The organism is Desulfobacterales bacterium, assembly GCA_034520365.1.
Classification (GTDB): domain Bacteria; phylum Desulfobacterota; class Desulfobacteria; order Desulfobacterales; family Desulfosalsimonadaceae; genus M55B175.
The window spans coordinates 920,354-940,399 of record JAXHNP010000006.1 but is presented as its reverse complement, the minus strand read 5'-3'; the positions used below and the strand labels follow the sequence as shown (position 1 = coordinate 940,399).

The window sequence follows — 20,046 nt, the reverse complement described above, 5'->3', positions numbered from 1 at the left end:
TCTCACTCCAGTTCGACTCGAAATGACATCCGCGCCCATTTCAAGTTTAAATCCTACCATAAGATGCGCATGTTTTAAATCTTTTTATCCTGATGCCCAGGGTAACCGCATTTGGATTTATATGTATCAGAAAGCAATTTAGCATTATACCAAACAATACGGGCCTTTGTATAAATATCTAAAATTACTTAAAAAATCTAGACATTTGGATAGAAATGTGCTACCCATTGATAATATTACAAATTTTTTATCAATGGGAGGCAAAAAATGCAGAACTCAAACATCAGCAGTCATTTTGAAAATTTAACCGACCCCCGAAGAGACAACAAAAGACATAAACTAATTGATATTATTACGATTGCTATTTGCGCCGTTATCTGCAATGCCGACAATTATGAACAAATCTGTCTGTTTGGCAATGCAAAATACGACTGGTTTAAAAAATTTTTGGAACTTCCCCATGGGATACCCTCTGCTGACACTTTTGAACGAATTTTCTCCCGCATCGACCCCGAGGAGTTTAAACAATCCTTTCTGGACTGGATACAGGCAATCAGGCAAATTACCAAAGGAGAAGTTGTTGCCGTTGATGGCAAAACGCTTCGGCACTCTCATGACAAAAGTAATGGCAAGTCCGCCATTCATATGGTTAGCGCCTGGGCTTCGGCTAATGGAATCGTTTTGGGACAAAGGAAAACAGATGCCAAATCAAATGAAATAACCGCTATTCCGGAACTCCTCAAAACTCTGGAAATAGCAGGCTGCATTGTAACCATTGATGCTATGGGCTGTCAGACAAAAATTGCCGAAGATATTGTTAACAAAAACGCCGATTACGTCTTAGCCTTGAAGGGCAATCAAAGCAATTTACATGAAAATATCGCTTTGTATTTTGAAGAGCAAGCAGCCAAACAGTTTAAGGGGTGTCCATACGATTACTATGAAACGGTCGATGGCGAGCACGGGAAAATTGAAATCCGGCGTTATTGGACAACTTCGGATATCGACTGGCTTCAGGGCAAAGAGGATTGGCAAAATTTAAATACTATCTGTATGGTTGAACGCGAAAGGCATTTCACAGAGAAGATCGAAAAGGAAACAAGTTATTATATCGGCAGCCTCGAGAGTGATGCCAAACAATTTGGAGATGCGATACGAAACCACTGGGGCATTGAAAACAGTCTTCATTGGGTATTAGATGTGTCTTTCAGGGAAGATGATAGCAGAGCCAGAAAAGGCAACGCGCCTGAAAATCTTGCCGTACTCCGGCATATCGCGTTGAATTTGATAAAAAAAGAAACCACAGCGAAAAAGAAAAGTATAAAATCAAAAAGACTCAAAGCCGGATGGGATAATGACTATCTGATGAAGATTCTCGAAGGCTAATTTCCAAATGCGGTTACCCTGTCCTGATGCCAGGCAACACCTAAATCTGATAGACTCATCAAAAGTCGATTCTGGGACGGCAAAGAAAAAAGTTCAAGATCGCGGCGCGCAAATCCCGAGGAATGCAGCGTACTTGCTCGTACGTGAAATTCCGAGGGATGCAGCGCAACAAAGATATTGGACTTTTTGCGAAGCCGTCAAATCTGCATGCGGGTGACGGCAACCCGGCCGCTGAAACAGACATCCACATCGCTGCCGGCCGCGCGGGGCCGGTCATGAATACTGCCGTCATAGTAATAAAGATCCGAATTATTATAGAAAATATAGTCATGCGGCTGCTTTTCCGGCTCGCAGAATTGGTGCGGCGGCAAAGAATCGGTTCTTAATGGATGAGGGAAATTGACATTCCAGTACTGTCCGGGATCCAATTCTTTTTCCATTATCACCGGCAGTAATCGCAGGGCATGATATGCGGTTATCGACCAGTCAATGCTGTGATCCCTGGCGATATATTGGGACAGCGCGATCGCCTTTCGCCCCAGGATGGCGGCCTCCCGGGCCGCAGCCACCGTTCCGGAGGGATAGATATCCGTTCCCAGGTTGGCGCCCGGATTAATGCCGGATATCAGCCATTGCGCATCCGGGGCAAACACCTTGAGCGCCAGGCGCGCACAGTCTGCCGGGGAGCCCTGAACGATATATTTGTTGGCCCCTGCTTTCTTGGCAAAAACCCCGTCTTTTAAGGTGATGGTATGCCCGACGCCGGACTGCGGGGCTTCCGGTGCGACGATGAGAACCTCGCCAAGACGGCTTACCGCCCCGTAAAGCGCGGCCAGCCCCGGCGCATCATGGCCGTCATCGTTTGTTATGACGATTTTCACGCGTTTCTCCGCAAACTTTAAAGACTTCCAAATGAAAGAATAAAAGCCTAAGCATCTTGTTTCAAGAATTAATGTATCCGCCCTTTTTCAGCAGGATCATAAAAAAAACCCGCCGGCACAAGGGGTCAATGCCGACGGGAGTTTTAGAGGTTGGTTGGATCGTTGCGAAGGTTACATGCCTTAGCCTTCATATTTAAGTTAACTCCTGGTCCATGGTTGTCAATAGAAGGGGGAATCTTTTTTAAAATGAGGATTCCGCCTTCAAACCGAAATACGGACCTCGGATCTTTTGAGCATCGGCAGGTAAACCGTCCGCTCGGCCGGCACCAGTTCAATATTATTCTTTACGCATTGATAGGCGCACTGCCCGCAGCCGATACACCGGTCCGGATTCAGAACCGAGCGTTTATCCTTTACGCGAATCGCGGTTGTCGGGCAGTATTTCTCACAGGTGCCGCACCCCTTGCAATCCGCATCCGCTTTGATGCGGGCGACATAATAGCTCTTATATTTCAGCGGCATTGCGCCCATATTATAGGACTTTAAAATGCCGCAGCAATCCCAGCAGCAGTTGCAGATTGCCAGGACCGGCAGATCCGGATTATCCTTTTCATGGATCACATGGTGAACAGCCCCTTTTTCCCGCACGGTCTTTAAAATCTCCATGGCCTCCGGGGCCGAAATGTTACGTCCATACCCGTAGTTTGCCCAGGCATTGGCCATATCCCCGAACGCAATGCAGGAGTCTTCGGGCATGCCATAGGTGCAGGGACTATCCACCAGTTTGTTGGCATGCCGGCAGATGCACGGGAACACGCAAATCGCGCCCTGTCCGCCGAATTCCTCGATCAGCGAGTTGATGTAATGGGTGGGATAAACCTGGGAATCCGGGGCTGACACCTCGGTCTGAATCGGTATGACCTTCTTTTTGCTTTTGCCTTTTATGGCCGGGTCAATGATCCCGGTGCTCTGGGAGGGCTTTATAACCGGGCGGAGCACCAAATTCTGCATATCGCGCAGCGGGGTGAAGTTGAATTTCTGGAAAAACTTCACAAACTCCAGAAATTTTTCGGAAAACAGCTTCTCCTCCGGCTTTCCCATCAGGTAATGGGTCTGGGCCTCATACCATCCCACGGCAATGGCATTTAATCGATAGGTTGCATTGCCCTTAGCGCCGGATTCGATATGCACCAGCCCTTTTCGCTTGATTGGGTCAAAAAAGGACTCAAATTCCACATCAGCCATATCCGCAGCCGATTTTGCGGCTTCATAATCATAATGGCCCAGCCCCATTTTCAGCAAAAAGTCGAGTTCCGAATCCGTTACGGACATATCCATCATTTCCACAAGCGGCTGGGCAATCAGGAAAAACCGGTCGTTTTGCTTGTTCATCAGGGAAAGCAGCTTCTTAATTTTTTTCTTCCTGGCGGGTGGAATGGATGGGTATGTCATTGGCGAATCTCCTTTAATAATATTTATCTAATTGCTTTGCTGAACCAAATCGAGCGGCCATCTTGCGGCGATTCGCGTACCCTGCCCCGGGCTGGATTCAATCCCGAACGACGCCCCGCAAATCTCCGTGCGCTCCCGCATGCCAGTCAAGCCAAAGCCGGAGCCATGCGCACCGTTTTGACAGGCATTCTCAGGATCAAAACCGGAGCCGTCATCCTGAATCTCAAAATATATCTGCCCATCCCGGCGGCGCAGGGCAATCTCAATGCGGCTCGCCCCGCTGTGTTTGCCGATATTGTTCAAAGCCTCCTGCAGCAGGCGAAAAATGGGCGTTTTTACCCCATCCGGCACCTGATGGTCATCTATTTCCAGTTTTTTTTCTATCTTGACATCCGGGTATAAGGCATTAAACTCCCGGCAAATCCAGTTGATGGTCGCCACAAGCCCCAATTCATCCAAAACCGAGGGCCGGAGATTGCGGATGATACGCTTGACATCTGTAATGGCGGTTTTGATCATCGGAACCAGGTTTTTGAGGCGCATCCGATCATCCGCCTGGAGCCGGCCGCCGATGTCGCTCAGGGTGTTCTCCACATGCACCTTAATGGCGCTTAAGGACTGGCCGATGCTGTCATGCAGATCCCGGGCGATACGCCGCCGTTCATCTTCTTCGGCGCTCATCAGCTTTTGGGACAGATATTTTAACTGTCGATTGCTGGCCTCAAGGGCCCGGGTCCGTTCGGCGACCCGGTATTCCAGCTCCCGGTTGTGCTGTTCCAGGGCTGCCTTGCTCGCATCGAGCTCCCTGAAAATGCTTCTGTAAGGCCGGAGAAGCCCGTGCGCCAGCACCGCCCGATAGACCAGATAGAAGGATATGATCTTAAACAGATGCCCCAGCATGTTGGCCGGCCCGTATACATCCGTATAAAGGGTAAAGGCCAGCTCCTGGGCAATGGTAAATCCGATGGCCACCATCAGCAGCCGGTATATTACCATGTGAAGTTCATGCCGCCTGCGGTAGAACATGACCGCGGCGCCGGCAAGGATCACGCATATCAGGTATTCGCTGGCAATTTTAAAAGGCGTCAACCCCCGGCCTTCAATATAGGCATCCGGAAATACTTGATAAACGAAAACCAACAGAAAAAGGAAAACGGAAATTACCGAATATAGGCTGATAATAAGCACCGGATTAATCCGCCGGTTGATCACAAACGGCAGGCTCAGAAGCGACAGGCTTTCCAAATAGCGGGCGATAATCCAGGTCTGGGTAGCAATATTAGGTCCTTCAATGGCAAAAACCCCCATCCCGTGATAGGTCATCATGTGCAGAAAATCGAATCCACCGACAAATAAATAGGCCGTCCCCAAAACAAAAAAATAGCGGGCATGGACAAAATCAAGGGTGTTTAGTGCAAACAGGAAGATGGAAAAGGATACCAGGATGCTGAAGGTTTCCGCCACACTATGAAACAGGATGTAGGAGTGCAAACTGGTCAGGTAGATGCCCAGCAGCAATGCACCGCCGAAAACGTAGGACGACCAGAATGAAGGTTTGGGAAGTTTTTGTGTCATTGCCTCTTGCTCCGGCAGCATATGCTGCCCGCAGGGCATGGAAATCCTTTGGGGCGGCAAGCTTTGAGTTATTATTGCTACCTATACAGCCATTCATCATCCCTGTCAATCATATCTTCGGCGCATCAGAGCATATTGTGGTAGATTTTTAATAAGGTCTCACCGCCTTCTCCCTCTGAGAGAAGGCCGGGATGAGGGTAAAATGGCTGCGAATAAAGTAAAAAAACCACACCTGTCGGGCATCAAGGCGCAACATCCTTCTTGACATTGGCCCAAAATGGGTTAATTTCAGATGACTTTACTTTTTGCGGAAAGCTTGCCTTAAAACAGGCAACCTATTTCTGAAATAAAACCTCAGTCATTAGCAGGAACACCTGATGCATACGGTTCTAAAGGGCATGACCCTGATCGATGGGACGGGCCGGATAATCGAAGATGCGATCCTTGTCTGGAAAGACCAGCATATTGTGGCGGTTGGCGCAAAAACCCAGATTGAGCAACCGGCGGATGCCATTGTGTATAATCTGGAGGGCAAATTTGTCATTCCCGGCCTGATTGACACCCATATCCATCTGGATATGCACGGTATGGCGGACACCTACCATGAAAGTTTGGTGGAGGACAAACTACGGACCATCCGGGCGACAATTGAGATGGGCAATACCATTCGTGCCGGCATTACAACGGTCAGGAACGCCGGCTCCGCCAATTATATTGATATCGCCGTGCGGAAGGCTGTTGAAGAAGATCTGATTGTAGGGCCCCGGATTCTTGCCAGCGGAAAAATCATCTGCATGCATTCTGCCGGCAATGAATACTTTGAGGGCCTTTACTATGAGGCGGACGGGGTGGATGAAAACCGCAAGGCCGCCCGGGAGCAGCTCAAACAGGGGGCGGACCTGTTAAAAGTGATGGCCACCGGGGCGATCATGAACCCGGGCAGTGTACCCGGCGCCCCGCAACTGGATGAGGATGAAATCCGCGCCGTGGTACAGGAAGGCAGAAAGGTGGGCAAGCACACCGCCGCCCATGCCCACGGCGCCAAAGGCATTAAAAATGCGGTTGCCGCCGGCGTGCGGACGATTGAACACGGCACCCTGGCAGACGCGGAGGCGCTTCAGATGATGCTGGAAAAAGGCGTGTTTTTGACCTCCACGTTGAGTTCAAACTTCTGGATGCTCAATGCCCGGTCGAGAAAAGAAGTGCCCCAATTTATGTCCGAAAAAGCCGAAGAGGTCGCCAAAATCCGCCGGGAAAACCTGCATCGGGCGATTGACATGGGGGTCAAAGTCATGATGGGAACAGATGCCGGCACCCCCTATAATTTTCACGGCAGAAATGGCATGGAGCTGGTCCAGTATGTCAAGTACGGGGTGATGGATGAAATGGACGCCCTTATCGCCTCTACCCGGACCGCAGCTGACGGCATCGGGCTCTTGGATCAGATCGGCACACTGGAGAAAGACAAATATGCCGACTGTGTGGTACTTAGAGAAAACCCCCTTGAAAATATCGAATCCATTGCCTCTCTGGAAAACATCTACCTGGTTTTCAAGGAAGGCGCCCTCATCAGCGGGGAGGTCGATACCAATCAGTGGTCGCCCGCCTCGCCTTTAGGACCGAAATAGCGAACAACCTTAATCCTACTGATTTCGGCCTTCCCGTATCAGGTATCCCGGCCCTGCGGCTTTTGTTGCAACCTAAATTTAGGTGCAAATTATCTGACCTGAGAAGCGATTAAAATACAAGAAAGCCTTGGAGGATTCAGCAATGACTGACGAAAAAAAAGTACTGTTTCTCTGCGACGCAAGCGACTTTGATGTCGTGATGGAGAGCTTTGCAGATCATCCAAAATACCATCTGACCGTGGAGACGTTTGAAAAAATTCTCCGGTTCGGGGTCAAGGGATATCTGGATGAAACCATCGAGCGCATCCACAACAATCCGGAGATGTATGACGGTATTGTGGGCACCCATGATTCAAGCGCCATCATCGCCGCCATCATCGCCCAGGAAACCGGCAAGCGATTCGCCTCCGTCGATGCGGTCATCAACTGCCAGAACAAGTATCTGTGCCGCCGCATTCAAAAACAGGTGGTACCCGAGCATGCCCCGCAGTACGCCATTGCCCTGGATTATCTGCGGAATCCGGACCGGCTGCAAACTCCGTTTTTCATTAAACCCGCCCGGTCCAACATCTCCTTCGGCACCCACAAGGTGGAACATCCGCAAGCCCTCGAGAACTATATCACCCGGGAAAGCATTGATATCGCCCGGTATAACCAGTATTATCTGGATGCCTTATCCCATCGCCCCTCTTACCAGCACGCAATGAATATCGCCACCTGCAACAGTTTTCTCTGCGAGGACTTTATCGAGGGTACCCAGGTCACTGTTGACGGTTATATATTTGACGGGGAGATCAACTTTTTCGGCGTGACCAAGGCTTATTATTATCCCGGGACCAACAGCTTCTTCTACCATGCATTTCCTCACCAGTTTAGCGCGGATCTGGAAGAAAAAATTCAAAACGCCTTAATGCTGCTGATTCCCGCGGTGGGTATCGACAACAGTTTCTTTAATGTCGAACTTCGGGCGGATGAAGCCAACAATACGTTTAAAATCATTGAGATCAACAGCCGGATTGCCTTTCAGTTTGCCAAGACCATCGAGGCTGTCCGGGGCTTTGATCCCCTGCATCTGCTCTGCGACGTAGCAGTCGGCGAAAAGCCCGACATGAGCATGGTGAATGAAAACCGGTTTAAATACTGCTACAATTTTGAGTTGCATCATTTCTCCGATGCCAGAATCCTTCAGACCCCGACCCAGAGCGCCTATGAAGAGATCCGGCTTAAATATCCGGAAGTCCATATCCGTAATCTGATCCATGAAAGCCTTAACCTGTCGGATTTCAAGCATAACCCGGATAGTTTCCGATACGGGGTGGTTGATGTGCCGGGAAACAGCCACGAGGAAATCATGGAGAAATATGAAGATGTTGTCTCTATGCTCGGCTATAAATTCGCCGCCCTTGATTCAACAATGATTGATCCCGCAATCTGGGATTTCCCCGGCACACCGCCCCGGCACACCCAGGGCGAAGGCAATGAACTGGCCGCCCAGCCGCCTTTGGATGAGTGAATCAGGGCTAATTTGTTCTGTATCCAAATCGAAATCGCTATCGGGATCGGGATCGAAAAAAATATGACCCTTGGACACGAAAAACTGGACGTCTATCGCCTTTCAATAGGCTACGTTGCATGGGTTTACGAGAAGGCCGACAGCCTGAACGGAGTCCATCGGTTCGCCCGGGATCAATGGCTTCTGGCCAGCCAGTCGATACCGCTCAATATCGCCGAAGGTAATGGCAAGACCGCGGAAGCCGACCGAAGGCGTTACTTCGAAATCGCTCGTGGCTCCGCGCTTGAGTGCGCGGCGATTCAAGATGTGCTGGTTGTCGGCAAGGCGCTGGACAAGATGGAAAGCCGGAACCGCAAGGATGAACTCGACCGTATGGCCGCGATGCTCAGCCGTCTCGGCGGAAGAGGATACCAAGTTCGAGAGGATCAGGAAGTCTACAGTGTCGATTTCGATCCCGATAGCGATTTCGATCCCGATTTCGATCCCGATAGCGAAGAAAACGAATCCCAACCTTAGCGTTAACAGCACCGTGGTTATGGATTTGTTCTGTATCCAAATCGAAATCGCTATCGGGATCGGGATCGAAAAAAATATGACCCTTGGACACGAAAAACTGGACGTCTATCGCCTTTCAATAGGCTACGTTGCATGGGTTTACGAGAAGGCCGACAGCCTGAACGGAGTCCATCGGCCCGCCCGGGATCAATGGCTTCGGGCCAGCCAGTCGATACCGCTCAATATCGCCGAAGGTAATGGCAAGACCGCGGAAGTTGACCGAAGGCGTTATTTCGAAATCGCTCGTGGCTCCGCGCTTGAGTGCGCGGCGATTCAAGATGTGCTGGTTGTCGGCAAGGCGCTGGACAAGATGGAAAGCCGGAACCGCAAGGATGAACTCGACCGTATGGCCGCGATGCTCAGCCGTCTCGGCGGAAGAGGATACCAAGTTCGAGAGGAGCAGGAAGTCTACAGCATCGATTTCGATCCCGATAGCGATTTCGATTCCGATTTCGATTCCGATTTCGATCCCGATAGCGAAGAAAACGAATCCCAATTTTAGCGTTAACAGGACCGGGGGTATGGATTTTGCGATTAAAACAAATTAGCCGTGACGAGTGAATTCCTGGGTATTTACTTTAATGGCCAAAAATTGTATGGTTAAATTTTTTGTAGAAGGATTTTCAGCCCGTTATGTCAATGGATGCGGCACAGATGACAACCCATTTTGCCCCGGCCGAACGGCTGGATGACGAGGCGATCCATCGCCAATTGCAGAAGCTGCAGGATCATTCCATTTTATCCCGGCTCTGCGAATCCATGTTAAATGCCGTTGCCATTCTTAACCGAAACCGGCAGATCGTCTACTGCAACCGCAGTTTTGCCGCATTTGCCGGCTATGAAAGGATAGATGCGCTCTATGCCAAACGGCCCGGCGAAATCCTTGACTGTGTTCATGCCACAGAAACAGCCGGCGGATGCGGCACCGCCGAGGCGTGCGCAGTCTGCGGCGCTGTGAACGCCGTTCTGGAAGCCCAGCAGGGGGAAATCACGATCAAAGAGGCCAATATCCGGCGGGCCGGCGGCAAAGAGGATGCCAATCTGGAATTAAAAGCAAGCCCCATGTATCAGGACAATGAATTATTCGTCATACTTTCAATTTCCGATATAAGCGACCGGACCCGAAGGCGGTCGCTGGAGCGCGTCTTTTTTCATGATCTGATGAACACGGCCTCGGCCCTGAAAATTATCCTGGAAGAACTGGTTTTCGAGCAGGCCGCGCCGTCACCCCCGGCTGAGCTTAAAAGCCAGGCTTTAAACGGAATTACACAATTAATGGAACAGATCAAAGAGCAGCAGGGGCTTTTGGCGGCTGAAAATGCGCAATTGAACTTAAATATCCGGTCCGCCCGATCCCGGCATCTTCTTTCCGAAGTTGCCGCCTACTATGAACATTTTGAAATCGCCAGGGACCGAAACATCATTATCGCGGAAGAAACCGCGGATATTGAATTTGAAACCGATCGCACGCTCATTTTCCGGGTCCTCGGCAACATGACGAAAAACGCCCTGGAGGCCTGCCAGCCAGGTGAAACGGTAACCCTTGCCTGTGAAAAACAGGACGCGGGCATCGCGTTCAAAGTGCATAATCCCGGGGTTATTCCCCGAAAGGTCCAGTTTCAGCTTTTCCAGCGCGCATTTTCCACCAAAGCTGAAGGGCGGGGACTTGGCACTTACAGCATGAAGCTCTTAACCGAGCATTATCTGGGGGGCCGCATATCCTATACCACGAGTTCGAAAAAAGGCACCTGTTTCCGCGCCTGGCATCCCCTGCGCTTTAAAGACATGGCAAACCTGCAGTGAAAACGGTTTAAAAGATATGCTCCAAGACTTTCCGCTGAAATAGTTTATATGGCATGAAACAAATCTACAGAAAACTGACGCCGGCCGCCTCACTCGGCATAAATGGCGCCAAACGGATCACGCACACGGCCTTTGTGCTGGGGCGCACCGGATTTGACTGGATTCTGGGCCCCCGGCTGACAACCCCTGAGCTTGCCCGGCAGGCGTTTGAACGGATGGGGGCCACCTACATCAAACTGGGCCAGCTCATCGCCAGCTCCCCTTCCTTATTTCCAGCGCCCTATGTCCGGGAGTTTCAGAAATGCCTGGATCAGACCGATCCAATGCCTTTTCCGGCCATGGAGAAAATCCTGACCAAAGAACTGGGGGCTGATTACATTCCGGCGGTTTTTTCCCATATTGACCCGGAGCCGCTGGCCTCCGCCTCCATTGCCCAGGTCTATACCGCTCGTCTTGCCACCGGCGAAGATGTGGTGATCAAAATACAAAGACCCGGGGTTCAGGATATTTTGGTCACTGATCTCAATTTCCTTTATTATGCGGCCTGCATCCTTGAGCGCCTGGTCCCCCGGCTCCGGCATGCCTCCCTTGCCGGCATTCTGTCAGAGATCCGTCAAACCGTGCTGGAGGAGTGCGATTTTATTAAAGAGGCCGAAAACATTAAAATATTTAAGGACTTCCTGACCACCGGCGGACATCAGATGGTGGTCGTGCCCCGGGTCTATCACCAGGCCTCTTCCAGGCGGGTTCTTACCATGGAGCGGTTCCACGGCATTCAAATGACCGATCGCGAGACATTTCTTCAATCGACCGATCAGCCGCAGAAAATCCTTTCTTCCGCTTTTAATACCTGGCTGCAGAGCATATCCGAATGTGAAATCTTTCATGCCGACCTGCACGCCGGAAACATCATGATTCTAGCCGACAACCGGGTCGGATTTATTGACTTCGGCATTGTCGGCCGGATTTCGGATAAGACCAAGAAAGCGGTCAACTCATTGATAATGGCCATGATGGTGGCGGATTTTAAATCCATGGCCGAGGCCATGCTCACCATCGGCATGACCGGTAAGACCGTTAACACCGGGCAGCTGGCCGAAGACCTGGCAGCCCTGTACGCGGCAGACTCGGCCCCCGCCGGGGATGATCCCTTTGTTTTTGCAGACAATCCCGCCGCACCGGATCCTTTCCTGCTTGAAATCGTTCGCATCGCGGAAGTCCACGGTATCCGGTTTCCGCGTGAATTCACCCTGCTGTTAAAGCAGGTGCTCTATTTTGACGCTTACGCGGACCTTTTATTTGATGTGGATGATTTTCTAATGGATGACTTCCTGGAGGATACGATGGACTGGCAGGATTCCGGAACTTCTTCTGAGTAACTTCACGGTTCAGGGGTTAGGGTTCAGGGGTTAAAAGCCTCACCCCCTTTGGCTTTGGCAAAGGCCCTTAAAAAAGGCCGTTTCCTTTAAGTCCCCCTTTTAAAATGTGGATTTAGGGGGATTTGTCATTAAAGCCCAATATAAATCCCCCCAATCCCCCCTTTTTCAAAGGGGGGCTGAGGTGATGGCCTTTTTCAAAGGGGGGCTGCGGCCAATCGGAATAAACCGCTTTCTGGGAAGCCATCAATTCAGGAATTCAGTATCATGCTGTGATTGGCCGTATACGCCTGATACGGCAATTCCCCGTCCCGGGCCACATAACCCGGCACCGCCACCCCGGATTCGTACTGTTTATAATTCACGAACGTCCGCCCGTCGATGCGGACCTTCATCCCGGGTACCGGCCGCTTCAGCGGCACAATCGCAAAGCTCCCCCGATATTTTTCCACCAGCTCGGAAAGCCCCATCTTTTCAGCGGTCCTGCCGATATCGACTTCCACATAATGCCGGGAATCGCCCGATATATTCTCCCGGTGCGCATCACCGATCGCATTGATAATCAAATCGATTTTTTTATCCATACCAAAAGCCTCCGGCTTATAAAGGACAGCCTTTTTTCAGAAATCAATTCACACCTGCCGATTGCCTCGATTTATCCTTCAGCTATATTAAAACACAATCCGCTGCAGTCAACAGCAGGCAGGGGCGAGTCACTGGGCTTGAGGGGTATGTCAAGCCGGCCTTCCTTTTAGCTCGCAACCAAAAATATTTATTATAATCAATATGTTTTGAAAAATTTAGCGCGCTTAAAAATTGATGAACTCGTAAAAAGTCGATTCTGGGACGGCAAAGAAAAAAGTTCAAGATCAAGGCGCGCAAATCCCGAGAAATGCAGCGTACATAGGAGTACGTGAAATTTCGAGGGATGCAGCGCAACACAGATATTGGACTTTTTACGAAGCCGTCAAAAATTTTGCTTTAAATTTAGCTAAACTTTGTTTACATTCGCGTAAAATGTTCTCTTCGCATCGGAGACAACAACAATTTAAAGCACCAATCAACGTATCAAAAGGAGATTTCAATGACCCGGCAATTTGACACAACCAAAACCTGTATCGGCGATATCGTCGACCACAATGCCCGGGAACTGGGCGAACATATTGCGCTGGCCTATTATGAGTACGGCTTTCAGCAGACATTCAAAGAATTTCAGGAAACCTGTAACCAGGTCGCCAAGGGCCTGATGGCTTTAGGCGTAGAGCGGTACGACCATATCGCCATGTGGGCCAATAATGTCCCGGAATGGATCTACACGCAGTTCGGCAGCGCCAAAATGGGCGCTGTGATGGTGACGGTGAACACCAATTTCAAGGCATTTGAACTCGAGTACCTGCTTCACCAGTCTGATGCCAACACGCTGATACTTGTAGACGGCGTACGGGAAAAGGATGAGTACATCAAAATCGTTCATCAGGTCTGCCCGGAGATAAAGGACTGCGCCCCGGGCGAATTAAACGCCGAAAAAGCCCCATACCTTAAAAATATCGTGCACCTTGGAGAAGAAAAGATCCCGGGCATGTATAACTGGAATGACTTGCTGGAACTCGGCCAAAAGGTTTCGGATGCCGAACTGGCAGAAAGGTCCAAAAGCCTGGAGCCGGAGGATGTCATTATGATGCAGTACACCTCCGGAACCACCGGCTATCCCAAGGGCGTTATGCTGACCCATGGCAATCTGATTGGAAACGCCCAGAGCATGGCGGAAATCATGGCGCTCACCCCGGCGGACACCCTCTGCATTCCGGTGCCCCTGTTCCATTGTTTCGGATGCGTCATCGGCACCATGTGCTGCACGGTTTCAGGGGCAGCTATGGCGCCTATCACCGCTTTCAAGCCGGATGTGGTGATGGAGGCAGTGGATGCCCTTAAATGCACCGCACTTCACGGGGTCCCCACCATGTTCATTGCCGATCTGGAAGAAATGGAGAAAAAGTCCTATGATACCGCGGCGCTGCGAACCGGGGTGATGGCCGGCTCCACCTGCCCGGTGGAGGTCATGAACGGGGTTATCAGTAAAATGGGGGCTGAGGAATTGACCATTGTCTACGGGCAAACCGAAAGCTCACCCGGAATCACCCAGACCCGGCGTGATGATTCCATGAATATCCGCACTGAAACCGTGGGCCGGGCACTTCCCAATGTGGAGGTCAAAATCGCGGATACCGCCACCGGCGAAACCCTTCCCCCGGGGGAGACCGGCGAACTTTGCAGCCGCGGCTATCACATCATGAAAGGCTACTACAAGATGCCGGAAAAAACCGCGGAAGCCATTGACGAAGATGGATGGCTCCATACCGGGGATTTGGCCAGCATGGATGAAGAGGGCAACTGCACCATCCAGGGACGGTTAAAAGACATGATCATCCGGGGGGGAGAAAACATTTATCCCAGAGAGATCGAAGAGTTTTTTTACACCCATCCCCAGGTCAAAGATGCCCAGGTCGTCGGGGTGCCAAGCAAGAAATACGGGGAGGAGGTCGCCGCCTTTATCCAGGTGAAAAACGGCAGCAGCATCAGCGAAGATGATATCCGCAGTTTCTGCAAGGAAAACATCGCCTATTACAAGATTCCGCGGTTTATCTACTTTGTCGACGAATTTCCCACCACCGCCAGCGGCAAAATCCAGAAATTCAAGCTCCGGGAAATTGCCACCCATGACATGAATTAAACATTTTTGAGCTCTGTGACTGCGCCCCGGCATTTGCCTGCCGGGGCTTTAAAAGGGTTAGTTTAGAACTCAAACGCATGCTGGCGTTTGGCCTTCCATTCCTGTATGGTCGCACACTCCCACAGCGGGGTGGCGCAATAGTCCCGATCGTTTTTGGGTTCCGGGCAATTCTCACAAATGGCCCAATGGGGGCATTTGGTTTCTCCGTCATTAAATACAGCGCCGCAGGTCAAACATCCAAGGCAGCCGCAGTTCAAACAAAGCCCAATGGTTTCATCGCCGATTGCTGCGTTGCCGCAGTCCCGGGTATTCGTGCTGCCGCAGTTCGGGCATGGGGCGACCATAAACTGATCAGTTGCATCCATCATTTCATCGCTTTGCTCCGTGGTTTCACTCAGCGACTCTCTGAAGTCCGCAGGCAGCAAATGCCAGGTCTTAAAAAAATCCTTCTGTATTTCAACATGTTCCATCATAGAACCTCCTTTAATGTGCATTAATTCGGCTCGGCGCTTTTTGGCGAAGAGGCGATCCTGAAATACTATTTCACGGGGATGATAATTTGGTGATTCCACGCTGTATCAGATGGGACTTTGTTGATATAATCCATTCCGAAAAGATCGCAAAATCCTCCGCCATTCGGGCGAATATTGCGGCAAAACGGCATGGTAATAAAAAAGCCGAGTTGTGCCCCTTTTGTGGCAGCCCGGCTGTCTCATCAAAATTTAAATTAACTGATCAAAGACCCGTGACTTTCCGCCCCCACCTCTCGATGGGTTCGACTTTGTCACAACGTAATTAAATGCAATATGGAACCGAATGTCAAGATGCTTTTGCCCGGAAAAAGTTGGGGAACATCTAAACTTCGACGGGATTCAACACTATATCAAGTTATTCCGTATTGTTTTGCCGTTGTCATTCCTATGAACGAAAGTTATGGAAGCCTAAAGACTTCCGCTACACTGTCTGTGCCATTAATGAATTTTTAGGGCAATGTGTCTTAGAATATTAATAACCGGCTGGAGCACAATATCCCTGTTCACCTGCTTAACAATCTCCAATTCCTCAAGATCCTCGATCGCCCGCAGCTTTCTGGCCTCCTGCTGGAGGGTATGAATCAATCGTTTTTTATCCGTTTTACTTTTAAATATCCGCCTCAAAGCCATGCGCACCCGGCTTGATTCATCAATGTACATCCAGTCAAGGCTTTGCTCCAGCGCATACGGGTCAAGCATCCCGAGGAGTTCCTGCAACTCATCCATGGTGACCAGGCGGCTTGATGAGTTTAATTCCGGCGGACCTTCAACCACCTCCGGTGGATCCGAGTGCTCTGAAGTATGAAGGTATGCCGCCTGTTTTCCGCCTACCGGGGAATTTTTGTTTTTTGCAGCCGGCTGCGAAGACGGAATATTCAGCTTGGCCGTATAAACCTGTTTTGAACCCAGCGTCTGAGTATTTGAAAAATCACTAATAGCGACAAACGGCAGTATGGATGCCAGCGTCTCCCGGACCGCATTAATTTCTGAAGCCCGTTTATCCGGATCAGACTCTTTTGTTTCAAAACGCGCGGTGATGGTATTATCATATGTTTCCGGGAAGATATAGATATGCTGGCCGGAGCCTAATGTCACCCGGAAAGAGCCGGATACCTCCAACAGATCGAACGCCTCAGAATCAAAGCATGCCTTGATTAAATCCAGTTGCTCCTCAATTTTTAATGCCATCTGTATACTGATCAATCCTTTTTCTTCCTGTGCCACTATCCGCGGGCATCCAGTTCGGCCATAGGTTTTATGCGGTCCCGGATTTTGCCTGTTTCCACCACATCCATAAACTCATCCGCCATTTTTCGGCTGAGTTCAATGGCTTTGCGCCATTTGGCCAGGCGCGTCTCATCCTGCCCGGCATAGTTATCGAAATCCTTACGATCCGGAATCCGGCCATCCGACAGCTGATCCAAAACCGCCGCAGTGGGCGCGGCCATCAACACATGATCCATATATCCCAGATCCGGTTTGCGCCAGGGCACCTTTTTGTCCAGCCAGCCGGGCACGATCTGCTCGGCATAATGCGGAAACAGGACAATGCCGTCTTCTTCGTTCATAAACGGAATATTCATATGATAGTCGATGATGCCGCCGTCCCGGTACATACCGGCGGGCGCATCCGGAATATCGGTGACACCGGTCATTAAAAGCGGAATGGAGCCGGAGGCCCGAAGGGCCGGTTCGATATTTTGGCTGGTAAGCGGCACCCGGTTTATCGGAAACCCCGGCATGTCAAAATACGGCGGCAGATCCCGCGGATCATAAAAAAGGGTGCGTTCAAAGAACAACCCCAAATTTTTCCGCCGCACCGCATTGCCGAGGGCCGCCGCTAAGAGTCCGGACATTAGATGCGGCTTTTTATCCGTATTGGTCAGGCCCTTGCACCGAACGGCCATGATATTTAACCTGAAGGACGGGTGGGAAAGGATTTCTTCCGCTCCGTTCCCGTCCATCAACCGGCGAAGAATCTTATCCAGCTCCCGGCTTATGGCGGCGGGCGGCGGGTTGATATCATAGGATTGCGCCAGATAGGCTGATTCGAATCGTTTTAGGGCGGCAGCCGGCTCCTTCTGTGAGACGGCGGCAAACCGCCAGGCGGCAATGGATGAGCCGATCAGAAACAGCGGCGTTTCTCGGGGCTTAAGCCAGTCGGCAAACAGGGCGCGATCCAGGCGGCTTAAAATCAGCCACTTGGGCCCGCCGGCCGCGCCGGCAACAATTTTGACATCTTCGGGCCGGATGCCGGCATCCTTGATTTTTGAATAGGCTTTTTTACCGGCCCAGAAAGATAAATACGAAGACATCTTAGCCGCCTTCAGTCGATGATTAAATTGGGTTGAATGGCTGATTCCGGTCGTTTTTTGCCAAATGAGCATACCGAAAATGGCCAAATTCACAACCCCTTTTTGCGTCCCTGACAGAGTCCTAAGAAGCCCTTCCGCTTGACACCTTGGGGGAACAGAGCTATCTTCCGTCTTCTAAGTAACTTCACGGGTATTAGGTTTTGGGTATTAGGTATTAGGTTAATGAAATCAAGGATTTATGGTCGGCACGGTGGCCGACCCTACGATGAATCGGATTTTTCCCCATTCGTAGGGCGGGCCACCGTGCCCGCCTGAAAAATAGATAGAACAAATTTACCGTGCCTCAGTGCCTTTAAAGTTATTTTTAGCTCGATCCCGGGCGCACGGCCCGAGGGGGGGGATACTACCAAAAAGAACGGAATGACACAGCATTGATTTTATTATGGCCTCTTCAAATGAAAAGACGGATATAAACCGGCTAAGGGAAAAACGCCGAAGCCGGATGAAAAACAGAAAATGCCAGTTCTGCGGCGAAACCGCCCCTTTTGTGTGGAGCTGCCGCTGCGGCTTTGCGATCTGTCAGACCTGCATGTATGAAAATGTCTGGGGGATGTCCTGCAACGGTATTACCTGGATCTGCCCGGACTGCGCCGAATTAAACGGCTTCGGCAACCAGTAGGCCTTGCCTTAAAAACTCACTCAACCTTTGAAAACAGTAACTCCGCTTTTTGTGTCCAGTTTTGGAACTCAGCCGGATCCCATCGGGACGGATAATTTTTATAATGCTTAAAAATCTTTTTGCCCAGGGTTGTGGCCTTGTTCAAACGCATGAGCAGCGCCGGCCGGGAGATCCCGTTTATCAATGTCTTTGCCATGGTCGGCAGATCCGGGGTTTGGAAGACCCCGTTTATGGTGGGAGTCAGTATCTCCCCGCTCATAATATCTTTTCTCATCAAAAAGGAAATTTCCTCGTGGGAGAGGTTTTGAAGGATCTCTTTTAATGCAGAGAGCGCGGCAAAATGGCAGCCCCTGTTAAAAAACCAGTTGCGGTTATACGGCCACAAGGCGCTCAGGGTACAGCCCCCGTTATCAATGGCGGTTTTAATTACTTCAGCGGCAAACATGGCCCCGGTCAATGCACCGCCCACCCCGCAGCCGGTTGTGGGAATCACCTGGCCGGCCGCATCCCCTACTGCGGCAAACCCTCCGGCCACAAGCGTCCAGGGCGATTTTCCCACCAGCACGACGCCCCCGCCCCCGCGCAGTTCTTCTTCGCTGACGGATGGCCGATCGGCAATCATTTCCCGAACCACGCGCATGGGATCTATGCGACCGGGCTCCTCGCGGACCCCGCCGCCGATGTCAATAGTGTCCGAATTATGCAGATGGGTCCAGAAATAGCCCTTGTATGCCCCGTAGCGATAATGGTCGGTCAAATCATCAGTCTGCGCGCAGCGGGTATCCAGCCGGCGCACGGTCCGACAGGCATAAGCCAGATCCCCGCCGGAGAACTCTTTGTTTAAGGCCGGAGCACCGGCCAATCCGCTCCGCAAACAGGAAAGGTATCCTGTGGCATCAACTACCAGATCCGCACCTACTTTGCTGGAAACGCCGCTGCTCTTATCCGTAACGCGAAGCCCCCTGACCCTGATTTTTTCCAGCGGCCCTTTCGTATCGCCCAAAAGCCCATCGGCCCGATGCTGGTAGAAAATTTTGGCCCCCGCCTGGGCGGCGTATTCAGCCAGCCGTTGCCCCAGAACTTTTCGATCGGTCGTAATATAGCCAAAATCCACGCCGCTGCGGGTCTTGCCGGTTCCATCCGGAAACCGGATCTCAAGCGGGGCGATACGGTGCGGCTCAAACAGGTTGTCGTCGTATTCGTCGGTTTTAACGAGGCGGCCTTCGTATTTGTTGTGATTTGCCGCGGGAATCTCGAAACCGGCGGCAGCCAGGGCGGATTTTTCCACTGCATCCGACCAGCTATGCCCCAGCCCGGTTTCCGTTTTGGATTCATAAACCGCAACCGACACCCCGGCCCCGGCCAGTTCCCTGGCAAGCAGTGCGCCGCCCGGGCCGGCCCCGGCAATCACCACCTGGTAGTAATCCTTATCAGATCCCATAGCGCCATCTCTCCCTGTAGAAAAGTAATTCACATGAATTATAGCAGGTTACTTTTTTACTACCTCCGGGTCAAATGTTTTCTGGCCCATCAATAGGTTTAAATTCTTACCGACTCCCTAAAGGGACGCTTCTCGCTATATCACGGTAAATTTGTTCTATCTGTTTTTCAGGCGGGCA

General features: G+C 50.9%; 17 protein-coding genes and 1 riboswitch. Of the genes, 9 read left to right on the top strand and 8 right to left on the bottom strand.

All coding sequences use genetic code 11. The annotated features are described in order from the left end of the window. The first annotated feature begins 267 nt into the window (after nt 1-267). The gene (locus U5L07_12230) at nt 268-1,386 is read left to right on the top strand and encodes an ISAs1 family transposase (GenBank protein ID MDZ7832511.1); all 1,119 of its coding nucleotides are present in this window, start codon (nt 268-270) and stop codon (nt 1,384-1,386) included. A gap of 197 nt (nt 1,387-1,583) precedes the next feature. Here the strand turns inward: U5L07_12230 and surE are convergent, their stop codons facing one another. The 3 genes from surE to U5L07_12215 all read right to left on the bottom strand — a co-directional run bounded on the left by surE (nt 1,584) and on the right by U5L07_12215 (nt 5,294). Beyond that, a complete protein-coding gene (gene surE, locus U5L07_12225; protein ID MDZ7832510.1) occupies nt 1,584-2,267 on the bottom strand; it encodes a 5'/3'-nucleotidase SurE in 684 nt (227 codons plus the stop codon). 261 nt (nt 2,268-2,528) lie between these two features. Beyond that, nucleotides 2,529-3,719 (bottom strand): 4Fe-4S binding protein, encoded by a 1,191-nt coding sequence (locus U5L07_12220; GenBank protein MDZ7832509.1) that lies wholly within the window; start codon nt 3,717-3,719, stop codon nt 2,529-2,531. Between the two features lie 27 nt (nt 3,720-3,746). Further along, nucleotides 3,747-5,294, bottom strand: a complete 1,548-nt coding sequence (locus tag U5L07_12215; GenBank protein ID MDZ7832508.1) for an MASE3 domain-containing protein — start codon at nt 5,292-5,294, stop codon at nt 3,747-3,749. Between the two features lie 377 nt (nt 5,295-5,671). On the opposite strand from U5L07_12215, the gene U5L07_12210 reads away from it, so the two are divergent. The 6 genes from U5L07_12210 to U5L07_12185 all read left to right on the top strand — a co-directional run bounded on the left by U5L07_12210 (nt 5,672) and on the right by U5L07_12185 (nt 12,172). After that, nucleotides 5,672-6,922 carry an amidohydrolase family protein gene (locus U5L07_12210; GenBank protein ID MDZ7832507.1) on the top strand — a complete coding sequence of 417 codons (1,251 nt, stop codon included), beginning with the start codon at nt 5,672-5,674 and terminating at the stop codon, nt 6,920-6,922. A 142-nt stretch (nt 6,923-7,064) separates the two neighbouring features. Beyond that, entirely contained in the window at nt 7,065-8,435 is a 1,371-nt protein-coding gene (locus U5L07_12205; GenBank protein ID MDZ7832506.1) for an ATP-grasp domain-containing protein, read from the top strand. 12 nt (nt 8,436-8,447) lie between these two features. Beyond that, entirely contained in the window at nt 8,448-8,951 is a 504-nt protein-coding gene (locus U5L07_12200; GenBank protein MDZ7832505.1) for a four helix bundle protein, read from the top strand. A 25-nt stretch (nt 8,952-8,976) separates the two neighbouring features. Continuing rightward, complete coding sequence (locus U5L07_12195; GenBank protein MDZ7832504.1) at nt 8,977-9,492, top strand: four helix bundle protein; 516 nt, start codon at nt 8,977-8,979, stop codon at nt 9,490-9,492. A gap of 152 nt (nt 9,493-9,644) precedes the next feature. Further along, nucleotides 9,645-10,793, top strand: a complete 1,149-nt coding sequence (locus U5L07_12190; GenBank protein ID MDZ7832503.1) for an ATP-binding protein — start codon at nt 9,645-9,647, stop codon at nt 10,791-10,793. Nucleotides 10,794-10,846: 53 nt separating this feature from the next. Next, a complete protein-coding gene (locus tag U5L07_12185) occupies nt 10,847-12,172 on the top strand; it encodes an AarF/UbiB family protein (GenBank protein MDZ7832502.1) in 1,326 nt (441 codons plus the stop codon). A gap of 248 nt (nt 12,173-12,420) precedes the next feature. Here U5L07_12185 and U5L07_12180 read toward each other — a convergent pair whose 3' ends face one another. Beyond that, nucleotides 12,421-12,753 (bottom strand): hypothetical protein, encoded by a 333-nt coding sequence (locus U5L07_12180; GenBank protein ID MDZ7832501.1) that lies wholly within the window; start codon nt 12,751-12,753, stop codon nt 12,421-12,423. Nucleotides 12,754-13,253: 500 nt separating this feature from the next. Here U5L07_12180 and U5L07_12175 point away from each other — a divergent pair, with 500 nt between their 5' ends. Further along, nucleotides 13,254-14,900 carry an AMP-binding protein gene (locus tag U5L07_12175; GenBank protein MDZ7832500.1) on the top strand — a complete coding sequence of 549 codons (1,647 nt, stop codon included), beginning with the start codon at nt 13,254-13,256 and terminating at the stop codon, nt 14,898-14,900. 62 nt (nt 14,901-14,962) lie between these two features. On the opposite strand, the gene U5L07_12170 is transcribed toward U5L07_12175, so the two are convergent. From U5L07_12170 to U5L07_12160, 3 genes are all read right to left on the bottom strand, one after another. After that, on the bottom strand, nt 14,963-15,373 hold the full coding sequence (locus tag U5L07_12170; protein ID MDZ7832499.1) for a hypothetical protein: 411 nt from the start codon (nt 15,371-15,373) through the stop codon (nt 14,963-14,965). 221 nt (nt 15,374-15,594) lie between these two features. Then, nucleotides 15,595-15,690: riboswitch (cyclic di-GMP riboswitch) on the bottom strand. Nucleotides 15,691-15,871: 181 nt separating this feature from the next. Continuing rightward, complete coding sequence (locus U5L07_12165) at nt 15,872-16,621, bottom strand: hypothetical protein (GenBank protein MDZ7832498.1); 750 nt, start codon at nt 16,619-16,621, stop codon at nt 15,872-15,874. 35 nt (nt 16,622-16,656) lie between these two features. Further along, a complete protein-coding gene (locus U5L07_12160) occupies nt 16,657-17,748 on the bottom strand; it encodes a patatin-like phospholipase family protein (GenBank protein ID MDZ7832497.1) in 1,092 nt (363 codons plus the stop codon). 442 nt (nt 17,749-18,190) lie between these two features. On the opposite strand from U5L07_12160, the gene U5L07_12155 reads away from it, so the two are divergent. Continuing rightward, nucleotides 18,191-18,427 carry a hypothetical protein gene (locus U5L07_12155; GenBank protein ID MDZ7832496.1) on the top strand — a complete coding sequence of 79 codons (237 nt, stop codon included), beginning with the start codon at nt 18,191-18,193 and terminating at the stop codon, nt 18,425-18,427. Between the two features lie 16 nt (nt 18,428-18,443). On the opposite strand, the gene U5L07_12150 is transcribed toward U5L07_12155, so the two are convergent. Beyond that, nucleotides 18,444-19,868 carry an NAD(P)/FAD-dependent oxidoreductase gene (locus tag U5L07_12150; GenBank protein MDZ7832495.1) on the bottom strand — a complete coding sequence of 475 codons (1,425 nt, stop codon included), beginning with the start codon at nt 19,866-19,868 and terminating at the stop codon, nt 18,444-18,446. Between the last annotated feature and the right edge of the window lie 178 nt (nt 19,869-20,046).